The following is an 18988-nucleotide window of genomic DNA, read 5'->3' as shown; positions in this document are numbered from 1 at the left end:
ACTTATTTAACCTCTTTGGATATTTTCGCTGGGGCGTAAGCGGTATTTTGATATTGTTCGAAGCTGTTCATTTCACTGCTTAATGCTAATAGTTTGGTTAGTGAAATCAGATAGCGGAAGCGCGCCGCCGAACGTTGAGTTTCTATACTGGCGACATAAAGCTGAGCGTCAACCACATCGAGAGAAGAAGAAAGACCTTGAGTGAATGCCTTCTCTCGCAGAAGCAGGTTTTCATTGGCTAGTGCGATGCTGGATTCTAAGCCTTGCACTTCATCAATCGCTTGCTGCGCTTCTAGATACGTTTTCTGCACAAGTAAAGACAAGTCTTGTTTGGCTTGAGATTTAAGAGCATCAACTTGAGATACAACGCTTTGTGCGGCTTTAACTTTTTCGCTTCGACCTGTGGATTCAATCAATGGAATGTTAACGCCAACCCCTACGAGCCAATCCGGTTTCATTTGGCTGGCCAACGAATCGTCTTCATACAGGCTGTAATCGCCGTATAAGTAAACTTCTGGGTAGTATTTGCCTTTCTCTGCCTTAATTAAGCTCGATGCCTGTTTGTGCTTGGCATCTAAAATGTCGAGCCCAGGGTAGGTGAGTAAGGTCTGATCGATAAATGCACTCAGTGGTGGCAGGTTATCGTTAATGAACAAGGTTTCTGCTGGTTCAACAGAATCCTCTTGCGCGAGAAGTTTTCCAAGAGCAACTTGTGCAATACTCAAGTCACTGGCTGCTTTGCGTGTTTCTACTTTGGCTTTGTCTAATGAGGCTTCAGCTTGTAGGCGTTCAACGCGAGCGATCTGTCCTTGCTCTTCCAGCTTGATGGCAAAATCTCGGTGCTTTTTCAAACCTTGTTCTACAGCTTGGCGCGTAGCGAGCACTTCTTTGGCAAGTACAACTGAGAAGTAGTATTTAGAAAGGTCTTCAAAGCGAGCCTGTTGCTCCATGGCTAACTGACTTTTCGCTTCATCGGTTTTACCCGCCGCGGCAGATTGCGCAGCTGAGATTCGGCCACCAGTAAAAATAGGCCAAATCGCACGGATAGAAGAAGAGAAAATATCGCGCTCAGTAATGGTTGAGGTGGTGTTCGCTAAGGCACCAAAAATGGGTTGAAAAGCAGGTGGCACATTAATGTGTGTTCCAGTGCTATCTAGGATCTGCTTTCCTGAAAGAGTAACGTCGGTGTCCAAGCGTGTGTAGTTAGCACCAATGCTTACTTGAGGCAGATTAAGGTTGCTGGTTGCGCTTTCTTGATATTGATAGTTCTCAACATTTGCACGTTGAGCTTTAAGAGAATAGTTGTTTTCTAGTAACAACTGCCACGCAGTGTCAAACGTGATCGGTGCTGAATGGCAGGCAAGAGAAATGGAGCTACTAATAAGGCCCAATACCCAAAACTTTCCAGTTTGTTTCATAATGGCTACTTTGTTGTAGAGTATTGGCTCTAATATAAAGTAATCAACTCACGCTGTTAAGTGGTTGAAAGGAAGAATTAAGGGTAAATCAGCGCTCAGCATCGCCAATCACTGAGCGCGAGGTTGTTAAGAGTTTATTTCATACGAGGGCAGTGGAATTCCGCTCGCCATTCTAGTTGGCGAGAACCACGCATCGTGTTCAACAAATCTTTACCGCTCATTTGAGGAAACGAGAGTAACACCTTGAGATCCGAAGCATTACCTCCGTTTTTTTCATAAGCCCTGACGTGTGTAAAAGTTGAATACATATTCTCTGACAGCATAGCCTTATTCAGGCAAATTCCAAATGTATCGCGTTCCATGTTTGGTGTTCCTTCTAAACTATAAATTCACCTCTGTTTATAGTTTTCCAGTTTGCAGATGGTGTCTAAGTGTTTGTCATATAGTCAGTATTTGTATTTTTATTAAGTTATTTCCAAATTGCCTGACTTCAATGTTGAGCTAATAATAGACTTCCAGCTTCACTGCTTTCTTATAAGATGCTCTTTGTGGCTTCTTGACTAAAAATTATACGATGGAAAGTCTCAATGTGCCTCAAAAACCGCTAAATTTGGTGTGATCGCAATCATGCTTTAAAGGGCAATTTATGTATACCATTGAATATCAGCAAGGAATATTGTGCCTGATGAATGGATGTAATTTTATGTTTCACGCCGCCTATTAATTCACCATAAAAGTCACGCTTTGTTTGCCGTGTTCACAGATTTATCATCTGATCTAAGCCTTGCTGTTAACTCGATGTTAACTTAGAACAACACCACAGTGACGTGGAAGTGGGTTAACGGTAAGGATGTACCATGAGTTGGAGAACCATCAGCTTTAGAAAGCGCATGCTGGTCATTATGACGCTCTCGGGCTTGATCGAGTTACTTCTGCTCGTCGCCGCAGGTTTTACCTACCTCAAAGTCAATCAAGAACACGAAATGGGTGAAAAGGCACTCGGTGTTGCCCGTTTCCTCGCAGAGTCTGAAATCGTCATTGAGATGGTGGAAGCTCAGCAGCCAGAACCTTATCAAGAGTCCTTTCGCGCACTCACTAAAGCGATTGGTGCGGCCTTTATTGTGATTGGGGATAACCAAGGCGTGCGCTTAATTCATCCGGTAGATGAGCGAATTGGTAAGCCTATGAAAGGGGGCGACAACCAACGAGCTCTGGTCGAAGGTCAATCCTATGTGTCTACAGCGCGCGGTTCTTTGGGTTATTCCGTCCGCGGTAAAGCGGCGATATTCGACGCGCAAGGTAACATCATTGGTGTGGTATCGGTGGGGTATTTGCTCGACAGGCTCCAAGATCGCATTGAGCCATTCCTCGCTTTTTTAATTTTGATGGTTGTCGTCGTAGTGGTGGCAAATGCCGTGGTGTCCAATTACGCGTCTCGAAAATTCCAGCGCGCGATTTTAGGCTTCGAACCAGAAGAGATCGGCCGTCTGTATGGTGAACTGGAAGTCACCATGAGCACTATCAAAGAAGGTGTACTCAGCATTGACGCACAAGGTGTGCTTCGTTCCATCAACCGCAGTGCTTGCCAGATTCTCGGCATTGACAGAGATAAGGCGCTCAACAAACCGCTTACGGATACATTACGCGACAGCGACTTATATACCGTTCTTGAAACGGGTCAAGAAGATCACGACATTGAAATTTTCCTTAATCATAAGCGTTTAATTGCGAACCGCTCACCCATCTTTGTGGAAGGAAAGATTGTCGGGGCAGTATCAAGTTTTCGCTTGCGCGACGAGATCAATGAGCTTACGGAGCAGCTCTCGCAAACCAAAGAATATGCGGACTTGTTGCGTTCTCAAACTCACGAGCATAGAAACAAGCTCAATACGATCAGTGGGTTAGTACAAATGGGTGAGCTTGAGGCTGTGCAAAAGCTCATCGGACAAGAAACCGCCCATTATCAAGCCATGATCGAGTTTTTGCGAGATACCATAAAAGATCCGCTTATTGCAGGTATGTTGTTGGGAAAAACAGAGCGAGCACGAGAACTGGGTTTGCAGCTGGTGGTCGAGGAGGGCAGTCGCTTGGAGCCGCTTTCTGAATGGTTAAATTCGGAAGATCTGGTCACCATTTTAGGCAACTTGATCGACAATGCGTTTGATGCGACTTTGAGCGTTATTCGCAATGAATCCAACGTTGCATCAGAGCGTCGAAACATCGAAGTCTCGGTTAGCGATTACGGCAACGAAGTGATTTTAGAAGTCAGCGATCACGGATGTGGGTTGCCAGAGAACATTGAACCTCAAACCCTTTTCAAAAAAGGCATTTCGACAAAATCTCGACAAAATAGAGGGGTAGGTCTGCACCTAGTGAACCAATTAGCGACCCGCTATCACGGGCATGTTGAAATGCTACCAAACACAGAACATGGAACGCGAATAACCGTGTATTTGCCAAAGGAAGAACAAGTATGAACATGGCAACGCGAGTGATGATCATTGAAGATGACATTGCCATTGCTGAATTACACCACAAATACCTGAGCCAATTGGCAGGGTTGGATGTGGTTGGCATTGCAACGACGCGATTAGAAGCGGAAATGCAGCTCGAAGTGCTCAAGCCAGATCTGCTTTTGATGGATGTTTATCTGCCGGATGGTACAGGGTTGGAGATACTAAATACGCTGCGCTCAAACAATCAAATTTGTGATGTAATTTTGATTACCGCGGCTCGGGATGTCGACACACTACAGCAAGCGATGCGCGGAGGTGTGGTGGATTATCTGTTGAAACCCGTCATGTTCCCACGCTTGGAAGCGGCACTTAAAAAATACATCACTCAGCGCCAACAGCTGGATGTCGCGGAAAGCCTCGATCAAGGTTTGGTTGACCGCATGTTGCAATCAAATACAGGAACGGACAGTTGCCCTAAACGCTTGCCTAAAGGGATAGATAGCGTAACGCTCGATAAAATTCGCGACTTGTTTGTTGGGGAAGCCGCGCTAACGGCTGATGAAGCAGGAGAAAAGATTGGCGCTAGCCGAACCACGGCAAGACGTTATTTGGAATATTTGATCAGCTCGGGTGAACTAGAAGCGGATCTAAACTACGGCACGGTAGGTCGTCCGGAACGTTGTTATAAAAAAGTGATACGGTAACAAAGCGTGAGCCCAGATCGTATTTTGAGCGTATAAAATAGTTAAAGCGGTGATTTTTAGTCACCGCTTTTTTGTATCAGCTAAAAATAATCTTTAAAAGAAAAGGTTGATGAAGTTGTTTTTGACAGATGAGGGCGTAGTAGTGATTCGTCCCATGAAAACAAATCGGATTAACACATTTGCACAGAGGAAATAGATTTGGCTTATTTCACACTTATTATGTAATGGATTGCAAGTGTGGGTAAGTTTTGTCCGAATTAGAGTTTTTGCTTAAATTTTAACTAACTTAAGTGTTACTTTTTTTATCCATAAAATACAAACATTTATGACGTTTTAAGTAAGTTATTTAAACGTTTGCACAGCCAAGTGTTGATGTAAATCAAATAGTCGTAGACAATACTGCCCCGTGTCGGACTTTCCTCCACTGAGCGCAAGGTTGTGCTCTTGAGACATAAGTGACCTAAATGGCCTCAAAACGTCGTGTTTCTGATGATTAGGAGCGCAACTTCTTGAGGTTCTTTGGGCCTATAGACTTTACCTATCAACGTAATAGGTAAGACCAATTTTCTATTTTTGAGTGTCATTGATAGGGTTGGCTCATCCTTTAGCCGTATCCGGGCACACAATAAGTACCTCGTTTTTAAGGGAAAGATGATGGTAATACCAGAAAACAGCAGCATCGTTATTTTTGGTGCTTCAGGTGACCTTACATATCGTAAGCTCATTCCTGCTTTATACCACCTTTATGCGAACAAGCAGCTTCCAGAGAGTTTTGCCATTCTTGGCGTAAGTCGTACTGAATACAGTGACGAGTCCTACCGCGAGAAGCTGAAAAAATCGCTTCAAGAAATGGAAAAAACCGAGCCAGAAACGCTTGATGCATTTATCAACCATCTGCATTACCAAGCAATTAACACTTCTGACACGCAAGATTACAGCAAGCTGGCAACACGTTTAGACCAACTTGCCGACGAATATCAATTCGAACAACGTAATACGCTTTTCTACCTAGCTACACCTCCAAGCCTATACAGTGTGATCCCTGCAAGCCTTGCAGCACATGGTTTGAACAATGAGGAAGATGGCTGGAAACGTCTGATCATCGAGAAACCGTTCGGTTACGACCTTGAGTCAGCACGCACGTTGGATAAAGAGATTCACGAGCACTTCCAAGAACATCAAATCTACCGTATCGACCATTATCTAGGTAAAGAGACGGTTCAAAACCTACTTGTTTTCCGTTTCTCTAACGCGATGTTTGAACCGCTTTGGAATCGTAACTTCATTGATTACGTGGAAATCACAGGCGCTGAATTCCTTGGCGTAGAAGAGCGTGGTGGTTACTACGACAACTCTGGCGCTGTGCGCGACATGTTCCAAAACCACTTGCTACAAGTATTGGCAATGGTCGGTATGGAACCACCAGCACAAATCAACGCAGATTCAATGCGTGATGAAGTGGTGAAAGTGCTTCAATGCCTAAAACCACTGGATGAAACAGCACTACGTAACGATCTTGTACTTGGTCAGTACACTGCATCAGACGTGCGTGGCCAACACCTTCCAGGTTACCGTGAAGAAAACGGCGTAGCGGACGATTCTCGTACAGAGACGTACATTGGTCTAAAAGCTTACATCAACAACTGGCGTTGGAATGGTGTACCTTTCTATGTGCGCACTGGCAAGCGTCTTCCGACTCGCGTTACTGAAGTGGTTATTCACTTTAAACAAACACCGCACCCAGTGTTTGGCCAAAATGCGCCGGAAAACAAACTGATCATTCGTATTCAGCCAGACGAAGGCATTCAGATGAGCTTTGGTTTGAAAGAACCAGGCGCAGGCTTTAAAGCGAAGGAAGTGAAAATGAACTTCCACTACGCAGACCTGCAAGAGACTCAAATGCTAACTGCGTACGAGCGTCTTCTACTTGATGCTCTAAATGGCGATGCGACGCTATTTGCACGTAGCGATGCAGTTGAAGCATGTTGGCAGTACGTTCAGCCAATTTTAGACTTCAAACAAGATCCTCAATCACTCTTCGGATACGCATGTGGTACATGGGGTCCTAAAGAGTCTGATGACTTGCTTCAGCGTGACAACCGCGCTTGGCGTTTCCCATGTAAAAACCTAACAGATACGGACTACTGTGAACTATGATCAACCATAAGATCTATCAAACTGCGGAGCAGGTAGTAGAAAGCCTAGCTAACGACATGAAAGCGTTCAGCGAAATGGGCCGACCTGTTCACATCTCTCTTTCTGGCGGCAGCACTCCTAAAATGCTGTTTAAACTGTTGGCTTCTGAGGCTTACGCAACGTCGATTCAGTGGCAAAACCTTCACTTCTGGTGGGGTGATGAACGCTGCGTGGCACCTGATGATGCAGAAAGCAACTACGGTGAAGCAAACACATTGCTGTTTAGCCAAGTAAATATTCCTGCGGAAAACATTCACCGTATCCGCGGCGAAGATGAGCCTAAAGCAGAAGCAGAGCGCTTTGCAAAAGAGATGGCAGAGGTGATCCCGACTGAAAACGGTACACCTGTGTTTGACTGGATCTTATTAGGCGTTGGTGCAGATGGTCACACAGCTTCTTTGTTCCCTGGCCAAACGAATTATGATGATGCGAACCTATCTCTTGTAGCTGCGCATCCTGAATCGGGCCAACTTCGTGTGTCGAAAACCGCACGCGTATTAGAAGCTGCGAAACGCATTAGTTATTTAGTACTTGGCGCGGGTAAAGCGGACATTGTTGAAGAAATCAACAGTTCACCAGCTAACGTACTTCCATATCCGGCGGCGAAGATCCATGCAAAAGCGGGTTTGACGGAATGGTATTTAGATTTGGACGCAGCAGCAAAAATCGCTTAATGCGCTTGCTCGTCAATGAAAGACAATTGGAGAGAAACAATGAAAGGTGATATCGGTGTAATTGGCCTAGCAGTAATGGGTCAAAACCTTATCCTAAACATGAACGACCACGGTTTTAAAGTGGTAGCTCACAACCGTACTGCTGCCAAAGTAGACGAGTTTCTGGAAGGACCAGCGAAAGGCACGAACATCATCGGTGCATACTCTCTAGAAGAACTAGTAGAGAAGCTAGAAACGCCACGCAAAGTGATGCTAATGGTTCGCGCAGGTGACGTTGTCGATAAATTCATCGACGCTCTAGTCCCTCTACTAGACAAAGGCGACATCATCATCGACGGTGGTAACACGAACTACCCAGATACAAACCGTCGCGTTGCAGCACTACGCGAAAAAGGCATCCACTTCATCGGTACTGGCGTATCTGGTGGTGAAGAAGGTGCCCGTTTTGGCCCATCTATCATGCCTGGCGGCGCTCCAGAAGCTTGGGAAGCGGTTAAGCCTATCTTCCAAGGCATTTCTGCAAAAACTGACGCTGGCGAGCCTTGTTGTGATTGGGTTGGTAACGATGGTGCAGGTCACTTCGTGAAGATGGTTCACAACGGCATCGAGTATGGCGACATGCAGCTGATCACTGAAGCTTACCAGTTCATGAAAGACGGTCTTGGTATGTCTGCAGATGAAATGCAAGCGGTATTCGCTGAGTGGAACAACACTGAGCTAAATAGCTACCTAGTTGAAATCACAGCTGACATCCTTGGCTACAAAGACGAAGATGGTGAACCTCTAGTTGAAAAAATCCTAGACACTGCTGGCCAAAAAGGTACAGGTAAATGGACGGGTATCAACGCACTAGACCTAGGTATTCCACTAACGCTTATCTCTGAGTCAGTATTCTCTCGTTGCCTATCTGCACTAAAAGATCAACGTGTTGAAGCTGAGAAACTGTTCGGCAAGACAATCACGCCAGTAGAAGGTGACAAGCAAGAGTGGGTTGACGCACTACGTCAAGCGCTTCTAGCGTCTAAGATCATCTCTTACGCTCAAGGCTTTATGCTAATGCGCGAAGCATCAAACGAGAATGGCTGGGACCTAAACTACGGTAACGTTGCTCTTATGTGGCGTGGTGGTTGTATCATCCGTTCTGCGTTCCTAGGCAACATCCGTGATGCATACGAAGCAAACCCAGAACTAGCATTCCTAGGCTCTGATGATTACTTCAAAGGTATCCTACAAAACAGCCTAGTAGCATGGCGTAAAGTTGCAGCTAAGTCTCTAGAAGCAGGCATCCCAATGCCATGTACGACTTCTGCACTAACGTTCCTAGACGGTTACACAACAGCTCGTCTACCTGCGAACCTACTGCAAGCTCAACGTGACTACTTCGGTGCTCATACTTACGAGCGTATCGACCGTGAGCGTGGTGAATTCTTCCACACTAACTGGACGGGCACAGGCGGTAACACAGCGTCTACAACTTACGACGTGTAATCGTTTTAAGTAAACCGACTAAATGTAAAAGGATGCCCAAGTGGCATCCTTTTTTGTGTCTGTAAGATATTGAGATATTGGTAGATTTAAAAGTTACATCAAACCTTGACTCTTTTCGCACCTTCCAGAAATACGAGAGCATGCTTTATCAGTTAAGTATGTCTCTTCGAAGAGTGAAGTTAAGCTGCTCACTGGCGCATCTTCAACTTTAAGGTTCAAGGTAATAGAAAATGACACAACAGAAGCATCCATTTCACACAGCTTTCGTGTTGCTTATGTTCCTATTGCTGATCATTTATTCCATTTATCGCCTTTATCATCATTTTGCTTTCGAATCTTTACCGAGTCAGATCAGTAGTGATTTTCAAGTGGTCTACATTGATGCGTCATATGTTTTAAGTATCGCAAGCTTACTCTTTTGCCCAATATTAATGGTTTATATCCTATTTGATCGAATGACAAAGTTAATCAAAGTTCCGATTCATTTGATAACAATAAGTGTCGTTTTATCTCTTATTATTTCTATTCCAGTTCAAATTTTTGAATTTGGGCGATTGAAGTATATTGCGGAAAATAATGGTTACTCAGCGTGTCCGCCTTTCACGATTGCATCAAGTGGCATGTTTGTAGAGGCTATGGTAAAAGAAGAAAAATACTGCTTAGAACCAGAGATTAACCGTATTGGTATGTATGGCTATTTTCACGAGTTAGAACGGATTGATTACTATATCAAGTCAAAGGACAATAATATTCAATAGAAAAGAGCGCCTAGGCGCTCTTTTTTGTGGTCGTTTTCTTGTTTTGATAGAACCTGTCTTTGAGGTAGAGAATTGCGCTGACCACAAGAGCCACTACAGAAACAGTGAATAGGGCATACATGCTGAGAATCCATGCGAATGTGGCCGTCAAAAACGCAATGAAGGAAAACATTCTGCTGAAAGACATCACATGGCCAAGTTTGTTACTTTTCATAAACGCCTCCCAAAGCTGAGTGGGGATAGACAAGTGTGGTCATATTCCACACTTAAATTGTCTTCCTTTCTTGGCATTTTCACCCAAAAAAGTGGCTAAAGATTTCTCAAAAAAGGTGAAATATTGAACTGGTAGACAAATTTGTGGATGAAGTTGCAGCGATATGAGCTTATTTGATTATCACGTCAAAAGAATTTTACTGCACAGGCCAGTGACTGTTATGCATGAATTTGTAATTTAAAACGTCGCCTACCTTAATTTTATAAGGTGCAGGGGAAGTGCTTCTCATCCTGTTGATTTATAGAATCGAAAATCACTTTTCTTTGTTTAACAATACTTTATTGAATATGTGTGATTGCATCAGTTTTGAGAATGAAACTAAGGTTGCAAGAAAGGCGAAAAAGAGTGCTAGGTAAGCCTTTGAACTACGCCTATAATTAGCGCCCACATGGAGGATGTTTAATAAATGAACATCCTTTATTTTTTGAAACCAGCAACAAGGATCCAGTAAAACGTGTTTTTCTGGTGTTGTTTACGTTGACCAAGAAGGTGATTAACACAACAAATTGAGGTTCTAAGATGACTCTTAACAAGTACTTTGTTTTCATTCCGGCAGAATTGGATCAGGAAATACACAAGGACAACCAAGTGATCTCTGAGAAGGAAACTCAACGTCAGGCATTAGTAAAACAGGCGCAACAACAAGGCGGCCTGTAAGCTAGGTTTCAAATAGAAAGAGCACCGCAAAGGTGCTCTTTTTGTATCTGAGGTTATGGATTAACCCAATATGCCGAGGCTTTTCAGCTTTCTATAAATCGTATTTCGACTCACGCCAAGCATACGAGAGGTTTTACTGATGTTGCCCTGATTTGCTTGATATGTTTTAAGCAGTTTGTCTTCGACGGTTGCACGCAGTTTTAATGTTGGCTCTGCAGCGGTTGTTACGTCTTGAGCTTGGCTGAGCTTCTTACTCAGGTGAGTCGGTACGTGAGCGAGCTCCAACGTTTCTTCACCTTGCGCCATTAACGCGGATACTTTGATTAAACTATCGAGTTCTCGCAGGTTTCCTGGCCAAGAGTAAGAAAGCAGCAGAGAAAGTAGGTGAGGACAGAGTTGTTGTTCAGATTCAGCATGACGTCGATGGATATTCGCGATCAGTTGTTGCTTATCATCTCGTTCTTCAAAGCGAGGCAATTCGATGATCAAACCATTGAGGCGATAGTATAAATCTTGACGGAACAATCCTTCGCTAACCAAGCTATCGAGATCCTTATGCGTGGCCGCGATGATTTGCGTATCGACTTGAACACTTTGGTTTGAACCAACGGGAAGTACAGTCTTATCTTGAAGCACATGAAGCAAGCGGCTTTGAGCTTCTAACGGTAAGTCGGCGATTTCATCCAGAAATAAAATCCCTTTATGAGCCTGACGAATTTTACCCTGATAGCCTTTGCTGTTTGCGCCAGTAAATGCACCAGCTACGTAGCCAAACAATTCGGACTCAACCAAATCTTTCGGTAGTGCGCCACAGTTGACGGAAACCAAAGGGCCAGTTTTTCTCTGGCTGTTTTTATGTAGCGCTTTTACAAACTCATTTTTACCAACCCCAGTTTCTCCGAGAATCAGTAAACTGATGTCTTTATCGATAACTCGATTGGCTTGTTGCCAGCAATGCTCGACAGTGGAATCACCATAATGCAGATCATTGGAAGCGGTAACGGAACGAGACTTCACTTTTTTGTCGGTCAGCGGCTTTGTTTTGAACACGAAAGGATGGTCTGCACTCTGGATAGAAAGAATGTCGTCGAGCGATTGCCCGATGACGTTTTGTTGCGCGAGGAGTTGAGAAGCAACTTGGTTGTGCGCAAGAATCTGTCCATCTTCATTGGCGATGATAATCCCTTGCCACCCACTGTTCAGTAAGCCTTTCTCACACGCCAAATCCACACGAATATGCCCTTGTGGAATCAAGTTAAGCAATTGATTTTCAACCTGCTGCACCATGTTTTGTACCAGCACCTGCGTTGAGAAGTCATGTTTCTTTTGCTCGCTGGTGATATCTAATACGCCAATCAAATGACCAAGATGATCGAAAATAGGATTGGCCGAGCAGCTAATAAAACGATGGTGTTGGATAAAGTGTTGATCGCCGATGACAGAGACCGGTTTTGCTTCAATGATCGCAGTCCCAATCGCGTTGGTGCCTTTGACCTTTTCTTGCCAACACGCCCCCGAACTCAGCGCTATTTCGGTCAACTTTTCGCGGAACTTAGGTTGCCCCCAACTGCCGATGATGACGCCGTCGGCATCCGTCAGAATTAAGCGGCTGTCACTGTGAGCAAAAAGCTGATTAAACAGCGGGAGAGCAAACTGGGTGACGGTTTCCAATAAGAAGTTGAGTTGGTGACGCCTATCTTGAAGTGTCGCTGGTGTCACTCGAATATCTTCAGGGCGTCGACGCTGTTTTAAACCCGCCTGTTCACTTCGGATCCATGAAGTTGAAAGCCAATTGTTATCGCTAATGTGTTGAAGTTCCATGACTGTACCATTTTGTCACAGTGAGGGTGTGCCATTTTGGAACACTTGAACATTGGTGTTCACACCATACATCCGCTCAAACATCGCTCACTTGGTTTGTTATCGCTTGGTAATCATAGTTTTACATTTAATTAACAACAAGTGTGGCGTAGTTGGCGTGTGACTTGCGTAATGCTCTTTGTGAACAGTGCGATACGACACCGTCGTTAATGAACGAGAAACAAAAGGAAGAGTTATGATCTATGCACAGCCAGGTAGTGAAAATGCCATCGTTAATTTCAAATCGCATTACGATAATTTTATCGGTGGGGAATGGGTAAAACCAACGGGCGGTGAGTACTTTGACAATATCTCACCAATCAATGGGCAAGCGTATTGTAAAGTTGCCCGTTCTGGCGAGGCAGATATCAACTTAGCATTGGATGCTGCACACAACATCAGAGCAAAGTGGGCGAAAACCAGCGTGACCGAACGCTCTAACATCTTGCTGAAAATCGCAGACCGTATTGAAGAGCATTTAGAAGAACTTGCGGTTGCAGAAACATGGGAAAACGGCAAACCAGTTCGTGAAACCTTGGCGGCGGACTTACCTTTGGTGGTGGATCATTTCCGTTACTTTGCGGGTTGTATTCGCGCACAAGAAGGCAGTGCGGCGGAGCTGGATGAGCACACGGCAAGCTATCACTTCCCAGAGCCGATTGGCGTAGTTGGTCAAATCATCCCTTGGAACTTCCCTATGTTGATGGCGGCTTGGAAACTGGCACCGGCACTTGCGGCGGGTTGTTGTGTGGTATTGAAGCCAGCAGAGCAAACGCCAACGTCCATTCTAGTTTTGATGGAAAAAATCGGTGATCTGCTTCCTCCGGGCGTCATCAACGTTGTAAACGGCTTTGGTTCAGAAGCAGGCCAAGCGTTAGCAACCAGCAACCGTATTGCAAAACTCGCGTTTACGGGCTCAACACAAGTTGGCAATCACATTCTAAAATGTGCGGCAGACAACTTGATCCCATCGACAGTTGAGTTGGGTGGTAAATCTCCAAACATCTACTTCTCAGATATTTTCGACTACGAAGATGAGTATCTCGATAAGTGTATTGAAGGTACGTTACTTGGTTTCTTCAACCAAGGCGAAGTTTGTACCTGTCCATCTCGCGTTCTGGTTCATGAAGCGATTTACGATAAGTTCGTAGATAAATTGACGGAACGTGCGCAGTTAATCAAGCAAGGTAACCCGCTCGATACCGATACTCAAGTTGGTGCTCAGGCTTCTCAAGAACAGTTTGATAAGATTTTAAGTTACCTAGAAATCGGCCGTGAAGAAGGCGCAAAAGTGGTTTTTGGTGGCGGTGTATCAGAACAGCCAGAGTCAATCAGTCAAGGGTACTACATTCAGCCAACAATGCTGGAAGGCCACAACAAGATGCGAATCTTCCAAGAAGAAATCTTTGGCCCAGTGATTGCTATCACTAAGTTCAAAGATGAAGCGGAAGCATTGGAAATAGCGAACGACACGGAGTATGGCTTAGGTGCAGGCGTTTGGACGCGTGATGCAAACGTGGCATATCGCATGGGCCGTAATATCGAAGCTGGTCGCATTTGGATCAACTGTTACCACGCTTACCCTGCACACGCAGCGTTTGGTGGCTACAAGAAATCGGGTATCGGCCGTGAAACGCACAAGATGATGCTGGATCACTACCAAAATACTAAGAACTTACTGATTAGCTACAGCATCGACCCGTTAGGCTTTTTCTAAGTTTGATGTTTTAAGCTAAATACGAAATCAAAACCCCGAATTTTCGGGGTTTTTTATTGGCATTCATAAGTCCGAAGAAGGGATCTGTGCGTACGTGATAACTTGTGTTTACTTTTCGCTTCGAGCAATCACATCTATCTTTCGCTCAAAAAGCTTTTCGATAGCAGCGCTTTGCTTCTCAAATCCAGTTGGCTTTTCAAAATCCAACACTTGATTGCAAGATTCAAGGCTCGCGAACTGGTTTAAACATTCGCTCAGCTCTCGCTTTGAGCTCATGCGTGCCTGTTTGTTTTCTGATGAAGAGAGTAGGGTCACTTTACGACCTTGAAACGTTCCTTGTGGCACAAGTTCACGTTGTTCTACTTGCTCCAATCCGTGAATGGGTTGGCTGTTGCGTGCAGATTGGATGTCATTAGACATAAGACACCTAAACTCTCAGATCTAAACTTTGAGGCATAGCAGGCGTATCTTCGGCCACTACGTGAGCAGATAGCAACGACTCCCATGACTCGCTTTGCGTCAACAATTCCGCCAACGCATTTTCAAAATATTCATAATCCAATTGCTCGATGCCAATCAGTTTATTCAAACACAGTACGTGCCTATGATTATCTAAACTGAAAAATAATTGGTGTTCTGGCCAATGGTAATTGAACGCCAAAAAAGAACGATAAAGATCAGAATTGACAATTTGTAATCCAACAATTTCCGCTTCCAGTTGCAGCGTATTCGTTTCTGGATGAAAGATGAAATGAACCTTCAAGTGATCATCAAAAGCTAAGCTTAGTTCATTGTCCGTCAAATGCAGTTCAGGCAAGCCTATTTGATGAGCAAACTTCTGTAAAACCTCATCGATAGTTTGGCGTGCTGACATAGAAACAGTCCTTTTGAGAATTTTATCGGGAAACATATTCGATATTGTGGGGTATGTTTATCAATTTTGGTTGTTAGTTATTATATTTTGGCCGGAAACCCAGAATTGACACCTTGCTTCTATTCTTACAAATGAGTGCTGGTGCATATAAAGATTAACGGTTATTAAATTCTATTATGGTGGGATTTTGGTTTATATCGACAAGCGATGAAGAATTAGAATTGTGTTATCTCAAAAATTAAATACTATGTTAATTACGTGTTGTACGTGGAACGTTATTGCTGTCCATCTGTAGAATAAATATAAGCCGAAAATTTAAACGTACACATAAGAAGTTGTGTAAAAATAAATCATAATAAGACGATAAAAATAATTTATGGGAGCCTAAATGAAAAGCAGTAAGTGGGCCGGTCTTATCGGTTTAATGTTATTGACTGGATGCGCTCAGTCCGTGGGGACTGCACAGCCATTTTCCGTTCAGAGCCAAGCGAATGTATATGGGTGGATTTCTGTCGAAGGATACCATCCTCCAGTTTCGACCTATATAGAGGTGGAGATGTGTCAAACTTTTGAAAATCAATGTCTTACTGTTGCTTCTCAGCAATATCAAGGTGTTCAGTTACCAGTTCAATATTCTTTTCTTATTGCGCCAATTCAAGCCGGGAAAGGAGAAATGAAAGTGATAGGGAAACTCTATTCTCAAGGTCAAATTATCGCCCAAAATGAGCAGAAATATATATTCAGAGAGGGAAGTCAGAAAGTGGATTTAAGACTTTTTCCTATAGAAATAGAAACAAAAAAGTAATCGGTTACATTTGATTAGCGCTATCTAATTTATTAAATGTGAATAGAAATAGCCAATTCAATGTGAAAGAATTGTTGAGCGTTTTTATAAATAAAATTGCGAAAAATGAGTCATCGGGACAGTTGGAAATTATATTAATAACTATTGCCACAAGCGTGTGATTTATGATTATATCCTACGCCTTGAACACGTTGGCTTGGCGTTTTGGATTAAAAAACAAACAATTTGAAGGTTTTGGAAATGTGGTTTTCCTAATTTTCATTATCATATTAGTAATTTAATTTATTCTAATATAAAAACAAAGTCAGAGTTTAAATAGCATAACGTTATTTAATAAAAAATAGACTTATAAGAAAGTAAAAGCGCTATCTGAAAATAAAAAAACTACTCATTCAGAAGCCTGTATTTGAGCTTAGGCTGCTTAATTCCTCGAAGGAATGGCGGTTTCTAAGCTATTCGCTATTGATTTCGGGGGGTATGGTAAGTGATATGAACTTCTATGCTCTTTTCTTTGCTTCTTTAATTGAAATTGTACTGCTTAGGAAATAACAACAAACAAAGTAGTGCTTTGACAGTTTCTCTTTTACACACGAGAGAAATTAAAAATTATGAAGGGTAGAAAATGGATGTGTCAGGCCAACTAAACACAGAAACGGTCGGCTCTAGCTTGCGAAAAATTCGCAGTTTTTCTCACTACGAAAAACATGACGAAGTATTTCACTCAGACCAATCTCATATTGTTGTCGTTCACAATGGTCAATTACGAGTTCAAACTGGCGATTGCACCATAGATGTCGTTGCTGGGAATGGGGTATTTCTCTCTCAAGGTGACTACTTGTTAGAGTATTCACCACAGGGTGGGAATTATCACTCATCTATCATTGAATTCGACAATGAGCTAGTAAGCCAATTACTGCAAAAACACAGCGATCTTCTCATGACGTTGCCAAAAGTGGACAAACTCAACTCGGGTTTGTTTTCTTTTGGTTTGAACATTCTCATTGAGCAAGTGCTTTCCGGCATGAAAACGCTGGAGGAGCAGTCGTACCCAGACGCCATCATGCGTTTGAAGTACGAAGAAATGCTGATTCTATTGCTGCACAGTCAAGGGGGTGAAGTCCTCTATGCCTTGCTATCGCAGCAAACTAACCGAACCTCAGACCGCTTACGCCGCTTTATGGAGCAGCACTATTTGAAAGAGTGGAAACTGACGGATTATGCTCAAGAATTTGGTGCCAGTCTCACAACCTTTAAAGAGCTTTTTAATGAGCACTATGGCATCTCTCCAAGAGCTTGGATCAGTGAGCGTCGCTTATTGCACGCACACAAGCTTTTGCTGACGAGCAAAATGAGCATTGTTGACGTGGCAATGGAAGCGGGATTTTCCAGCCAATCTTACTTTACTCAAAGTTATCGACGTCGCTTTGGCACTACGCCAAGTAAGGTCCGTTCCGGTGATGAGCAAGTCGCCATCGCTAATTGAAATGACTTATGACTAAAATTTTCTGACTAATTTTGAAAGTCACCGACGGACATAAAATTCTATTATGTTCAGCGTAAGAACGAATAATTCAAATTTATTACATCCCTTTCATTCTGGAGTGTTCGAAAGGGATGCGGAGAAGAACACAAATGAAAAAGCAGCATTGGCGACGCCGTTCGCTTTTTCCTGACAGCATTGTGACGCAAAGGAAAGTCACTGTTTTGCAAAGAGGAGCACGATATGAGAGTGCGTCTCAGCCATCACAGGATCTCAATGTTGTCCACGTGAATCACCGACAGCTGTTGAGTGAAGGTGTGCTGAATGACGACCAGTTATCGTTGTTGCAACGCTTGTTGGACAGAAGTGTGGTGGACAGTTTGTGCGCCAGCCAATTGGTGAAAACGTATTTGAGACTAGGCACATCGATTGACCGTTTTGCCATGCGTCTGTTTTTAGAAATTGGCGCTCAGTTAAGTGACAGTCAACGAGTAGCAACCTTTGAGCAAAGGCTCGAATACATCAACTCTCGATTGGGCTTCCGCTTTAACTTGGCCACGCCAAAAACGCTGATCCTTTGTTGCTACTTGGCGTTGACCGAATGGATTCATCGACAAACCGACCAAAGTGCGTTGCACGCCTCGGTCAAAGTGGAACAACTGATGAATCAGCTGGATATTCAAAAAGAGTACTGGTCGAAGTTATCGGGTGAAGACACCAGCGCGATTTTTGTTGAACAACAACTTGCGTTGATTGAGAGCCAGCAAACGCAGTTAAAAGCGCAGCTAAATACACTGAACGAGCAGCAATCACAAGTAATTGAATCTCATAAAGCGTTGGTCGATAAGTGGCAACCGTCGTTAAGCAACTTGAAAAAACTGGCGGACTACACTTCAACGACGGATATCTTCATCTCTGATTGGAAAACGTGGTGCTCTGAGGCTCGTTTACAAGCACCGGATCTCAATGAAGTATGGGATGCATGTGACGTGGTTTATAACGACCTCAATGCCGTTGCTAAAGTGTGGCAATGGTTTAAAGACATGCAGATCGTTGGCGATGTTGATCACTACTATTTTGATATTCAAAGTGGCCAATGCGGTCAGGCTTGTAACCATCTCAGCCAGATTTAAATAGGGCAGTATATGTTAGATAAAATGATGAAATCTCTAGCGAAAACGCTAGGGATAGGGCCTTTTATTGCCGGAGAAAATGGCGCTTACACCATCGAAGTAGACCAGTTAACACTGACAATCAAACAGCACTCATCATGGATCTTATGGGAAACTGCCTTACCACTTCGATTCAATGAACATCTCAATTACCAACAAGAACAAGCATTAAAACGTTGTATGCAGCTATCACTAAAAACGCTTAGAGATACGCCAAGCGTGCTCACCACAAACGCTGATCAACAATTGATTTTGCAAGGCAAATCGATGATAGAAAACACTTCAAATGAGCAGTTTGCAGAACTTCTTGCGCAACATGCCAACGTGTGTGAACGCTACATGGAATTGCTTGAACACGAGCGTGTTAATCACACCATCAGTCATCATGTGTGGTTACCGTAATGCGAACTCTCATGCCAAAAATAGGGCGCATTGCCGCCAAAATGACATTGTGC

18 protein-coding genes are annotated in these 18988 nt (G+C 43.6%); 12 read left to right on the top strand and 6 right to left on the bottom strand.

Annotated features, from left to right (window positions below; all coding sequences use genetic code 11):
* Positions 1–2: 2 nt before the first annotated feature.
* On the bottom strand, positions 3–1418 hold the full coding sequence (locus UF05_RS23525; RefSeq protein ID WP_045545202.1) for a TolC family protein: 1416 nt from the start codon (positions 1416–1418) through the stop codon (positions 3–5).
* A gap of 134 nt (positions 1419–1552) precedes the next feature.
* On the bottom strand, positions 1553–1780 hold the full coding sequence (locus UF05_RS23520) for a hypothetical protein (protein WP_005500455.1): 228 nt from the start codon (positions 1778–1780) through the stop codon (positions 1553–1555).
* A gap of 495 nt (positions 1781–2275) precedes the next feature.
* Here UF05_RS23520 and UF05_RS23515 point away from each other — a divergent pair, with 495 nt between their 5' ends.
* The 6 genes from UF05_RS23515 to UF05_RS23490 all read left to right on the top strand — a co-directional run bounded on the left by UF05_RS23515 (position 2276) and on the right by UF05_RS23490 (position 9694).
* Positions 2276–3895 carry an ATP-binding protein gene (locus tag UF05_RS23515; RefSeq protein ID WP_025508073.1) on the top strand — a complete coding sequence of 540 codons (1620 nt, stop codon included), beginning with the start codon at positions 2276–2278 and terminating at the stop codon, positions 3893–3895.
* Positions 3892–4578 carry a response regulator gene (locus UF05_RS23510; RefSeq protein WP_020838957.1) on the top strand — a complete coding sequence of 229 codons (687 nt, stop codon included), beginning with the start codon at positions 3892–3894 and terminating at the stop codon, positions 4576–4578. The genes UF05_RS23515 and UF05_RS23510 overlap by 4 nt, the downstream gene beginning before the upstream one ends.
* 654 nt (positions 4579–5232) lie before the next feature.
* On the top strand, positions 5233–6735 hold the full coding sequence (gene zwf, locus UF05_RS23505) for a glucose-6-phosphate dehydrogenase (protein WP_005500460.1): 1503 nt from the start codon (positions 5233–5235) through the stop codon (positions 6733–6735).
* Entirely contained in the window at positions 6732–7448 is a 717-nt protein-coding gene (gene pgl, locus UF05_RS23500; RefSeq protein ID WP_017448949.1) for a 6-phosphogluconolactonase, read from the top strand. Before zwf ends, pgl begins: the two co-directional genes overlap by 4 nt.
* A 39-nt stretch (positions 7449–7487) precedes the next feature.
* Positions 7488–8936, top strand: a complete 1449-nt coding sequence (gene gnd, locus UF05_RS23495; protein ID WP_015296824.1) for a decarboxylating NADP(+)-dependent phosphogluconate dehydrogenase — start codon at positions 7488–7490, stop codon at positions 8934–8936.
* Between the two features lie 230 nt (positions 8937–9166).
* Positions 9167–9694: a hypothetical protein gene (locus tag UF05_RS23490; RefSeq protein WP_031810517.1), complete on the top strand. Its 528-nt coding sequence runs from the start codon at positions 9167–9169 to the stop codon at positions 9692–9694.
* A 10-nt stretch (positions 9695–9704) separates the two neighbouring features.
* Here the strand turns inward: UF05_RS23490 and UF05_RS23485 are convergent, their stop codons facing one another.
* Positions 9705–9908 (bottom strand): hypothetical protein, encoded by a 204-nt coding sequence (locus tag UF05_RS23485; protein WP_025795131.1) that lies wholly within the window; start codon positions 9906–9908, stop codon positions 9705–9707.
* Positions 9909–10487: 579 nt separating this feature from the next.
* Here UF05_RS23485 and UF05_RS26405 point away from each other — a divergent pair.
* Entirely contained in the window at positions 10488–10625 is a 138-nt protein-coding gene (locus tag UF05_RS26405; protein ID WP_005464410.1) for a hypothetical protein, read from the top strand.
* Positions 10626–10685: 60 nt separating this feature from the next.
* Here UF05_RS26405 and UF05_RS23480 read toward each other — a convergent pair whose 3' ends face one another.
* The gene (locus UF05_RS23480; RefSeq protein ID WP_045545201.1) at positions 10686–12446 is read right to left on the bottom strand and encodes a sigma-54-dependent Fis family transcriptional regulator; all 1761 of its coding nucleotides are present in this window, start codon (positions 12444–12446) and stop codon (positions 10686–10688) included.
* Positions 12447–12681: 235 nt separating this feature from the next.
* On the opposite strand from UF05_RS23480, the gene exaC reads away from it, so the two are divergent.
* Complete coding sequence (exaC, locus tag UF05_RS23475; protein WP_045545200.1) at positions 12682–14202, top strand: acetaldehyde dehydrogenase ExaC; 1521 nt, start codon at positions 12682–12684, stop codon at positions 14200–14202.
* A 108-nt stretch (positions 14203–14310) separates the two neighbouring features.
* Here exaC and exsE2 read toward each other — a convergent pair whose 3' ends face one another.
* Both exsE2 and exsC read right to left on the bottom strand, forming a co-directional pair.
* Positions 14311–14622, bottom strand: a complete 312-nt coding sequence (gene exsE2, locus UF05_RS23470) for a T3SS regulon translocated regulator ExsE2 (RefSeq protein WP_017448952.1) — start codon at positions 14620–14622, stop codon at positions 14311–14313.
* Positions 14623–14629: 7 nt separating this feature from the next.
* Positions 14630–15076, bottom strand: coding sequence for a type III secretion system regulatory chaperone ExsC (gene exsC, locus UF05_RS23465; RefSeq protein ID WP_020840558.1), 447 nt, complete (start codon positions 15074–15076; stop codon positions 14630–14632).
* Positions 15077–15464: 388 nt separating this feature from the next.
* Between exsC and UF05_RS23460 the strand changes: the two genes are divergently transcribed.
* The 4 genes from UF05_RS23460 (at position 15465) to vscB (ending at position 18935) form a co-directional block, all read left to right on the top strand.
* Positions 15465–15881 carry a YscW family type III secretion system pilotin gene (locus UF05_RS23460; RefSeq protein WP_045545199.1) on the top strand — a complete coding sequence of 139 codons (417 nt, stop codon included), beginning with the start codon at positions 15465–15467 and terminating at the stop codon, positions 15879–15881.
* A gap of 622 nt (positions 15882–16503) precedes the next feature.
* Positions 16504–17364, top strand: a complete 861-nt coding sequence (gene exsA / locus UF05_RS23455) for a type III secretion system transcriptional regulator ExsA (protein ID WP_005500472.1) — start codon at positions 16504–16506, stop codon at positions 17362–17364.
* A 131-nt stretch (positions 17365–17495) separates the two neighbouring features.
* A complete protein-coding gene (esxD, locus tag UF05_RS23450; RefSeq protein WP_079400735.1) occupies positions 17496–18494 on the top strand; it encodes a type III secretion system regulon anti-activator ExsD in 999 nt (332 codons plus the stop codon).
* A gap of 12 nt (positions 18495–18506) precedes the next feature.
* On the top strand, positions 18507–18935 hold the full coding sequence (gene vscB, locus UF05_RS23445) for a YscB family type III secretion system chaperone VscB (protein WP_045545198.1): 429 nt from the start codon (positions 18507–18509) through the stop codon (positions 18933–18935).
* Positions 18936–18988 lie beyond the last annotated feature (53 nt).

The sequence above is a fragment of the Vibrio sp. S457-15 genome (genome assembly GCF_000960545.1).
GTDB lineage: Bacteria > Pseudomonadota > Gammaproteobacteria > Enterobacterales > Vibrionaceae > Vibrio > Vibrio parahaemolyticus.
The sequence above is the reverse complement of the archived record's forward strand: the minus strand, read 5'-3'. Positions and strand labels throughout refer to the sequence as shown.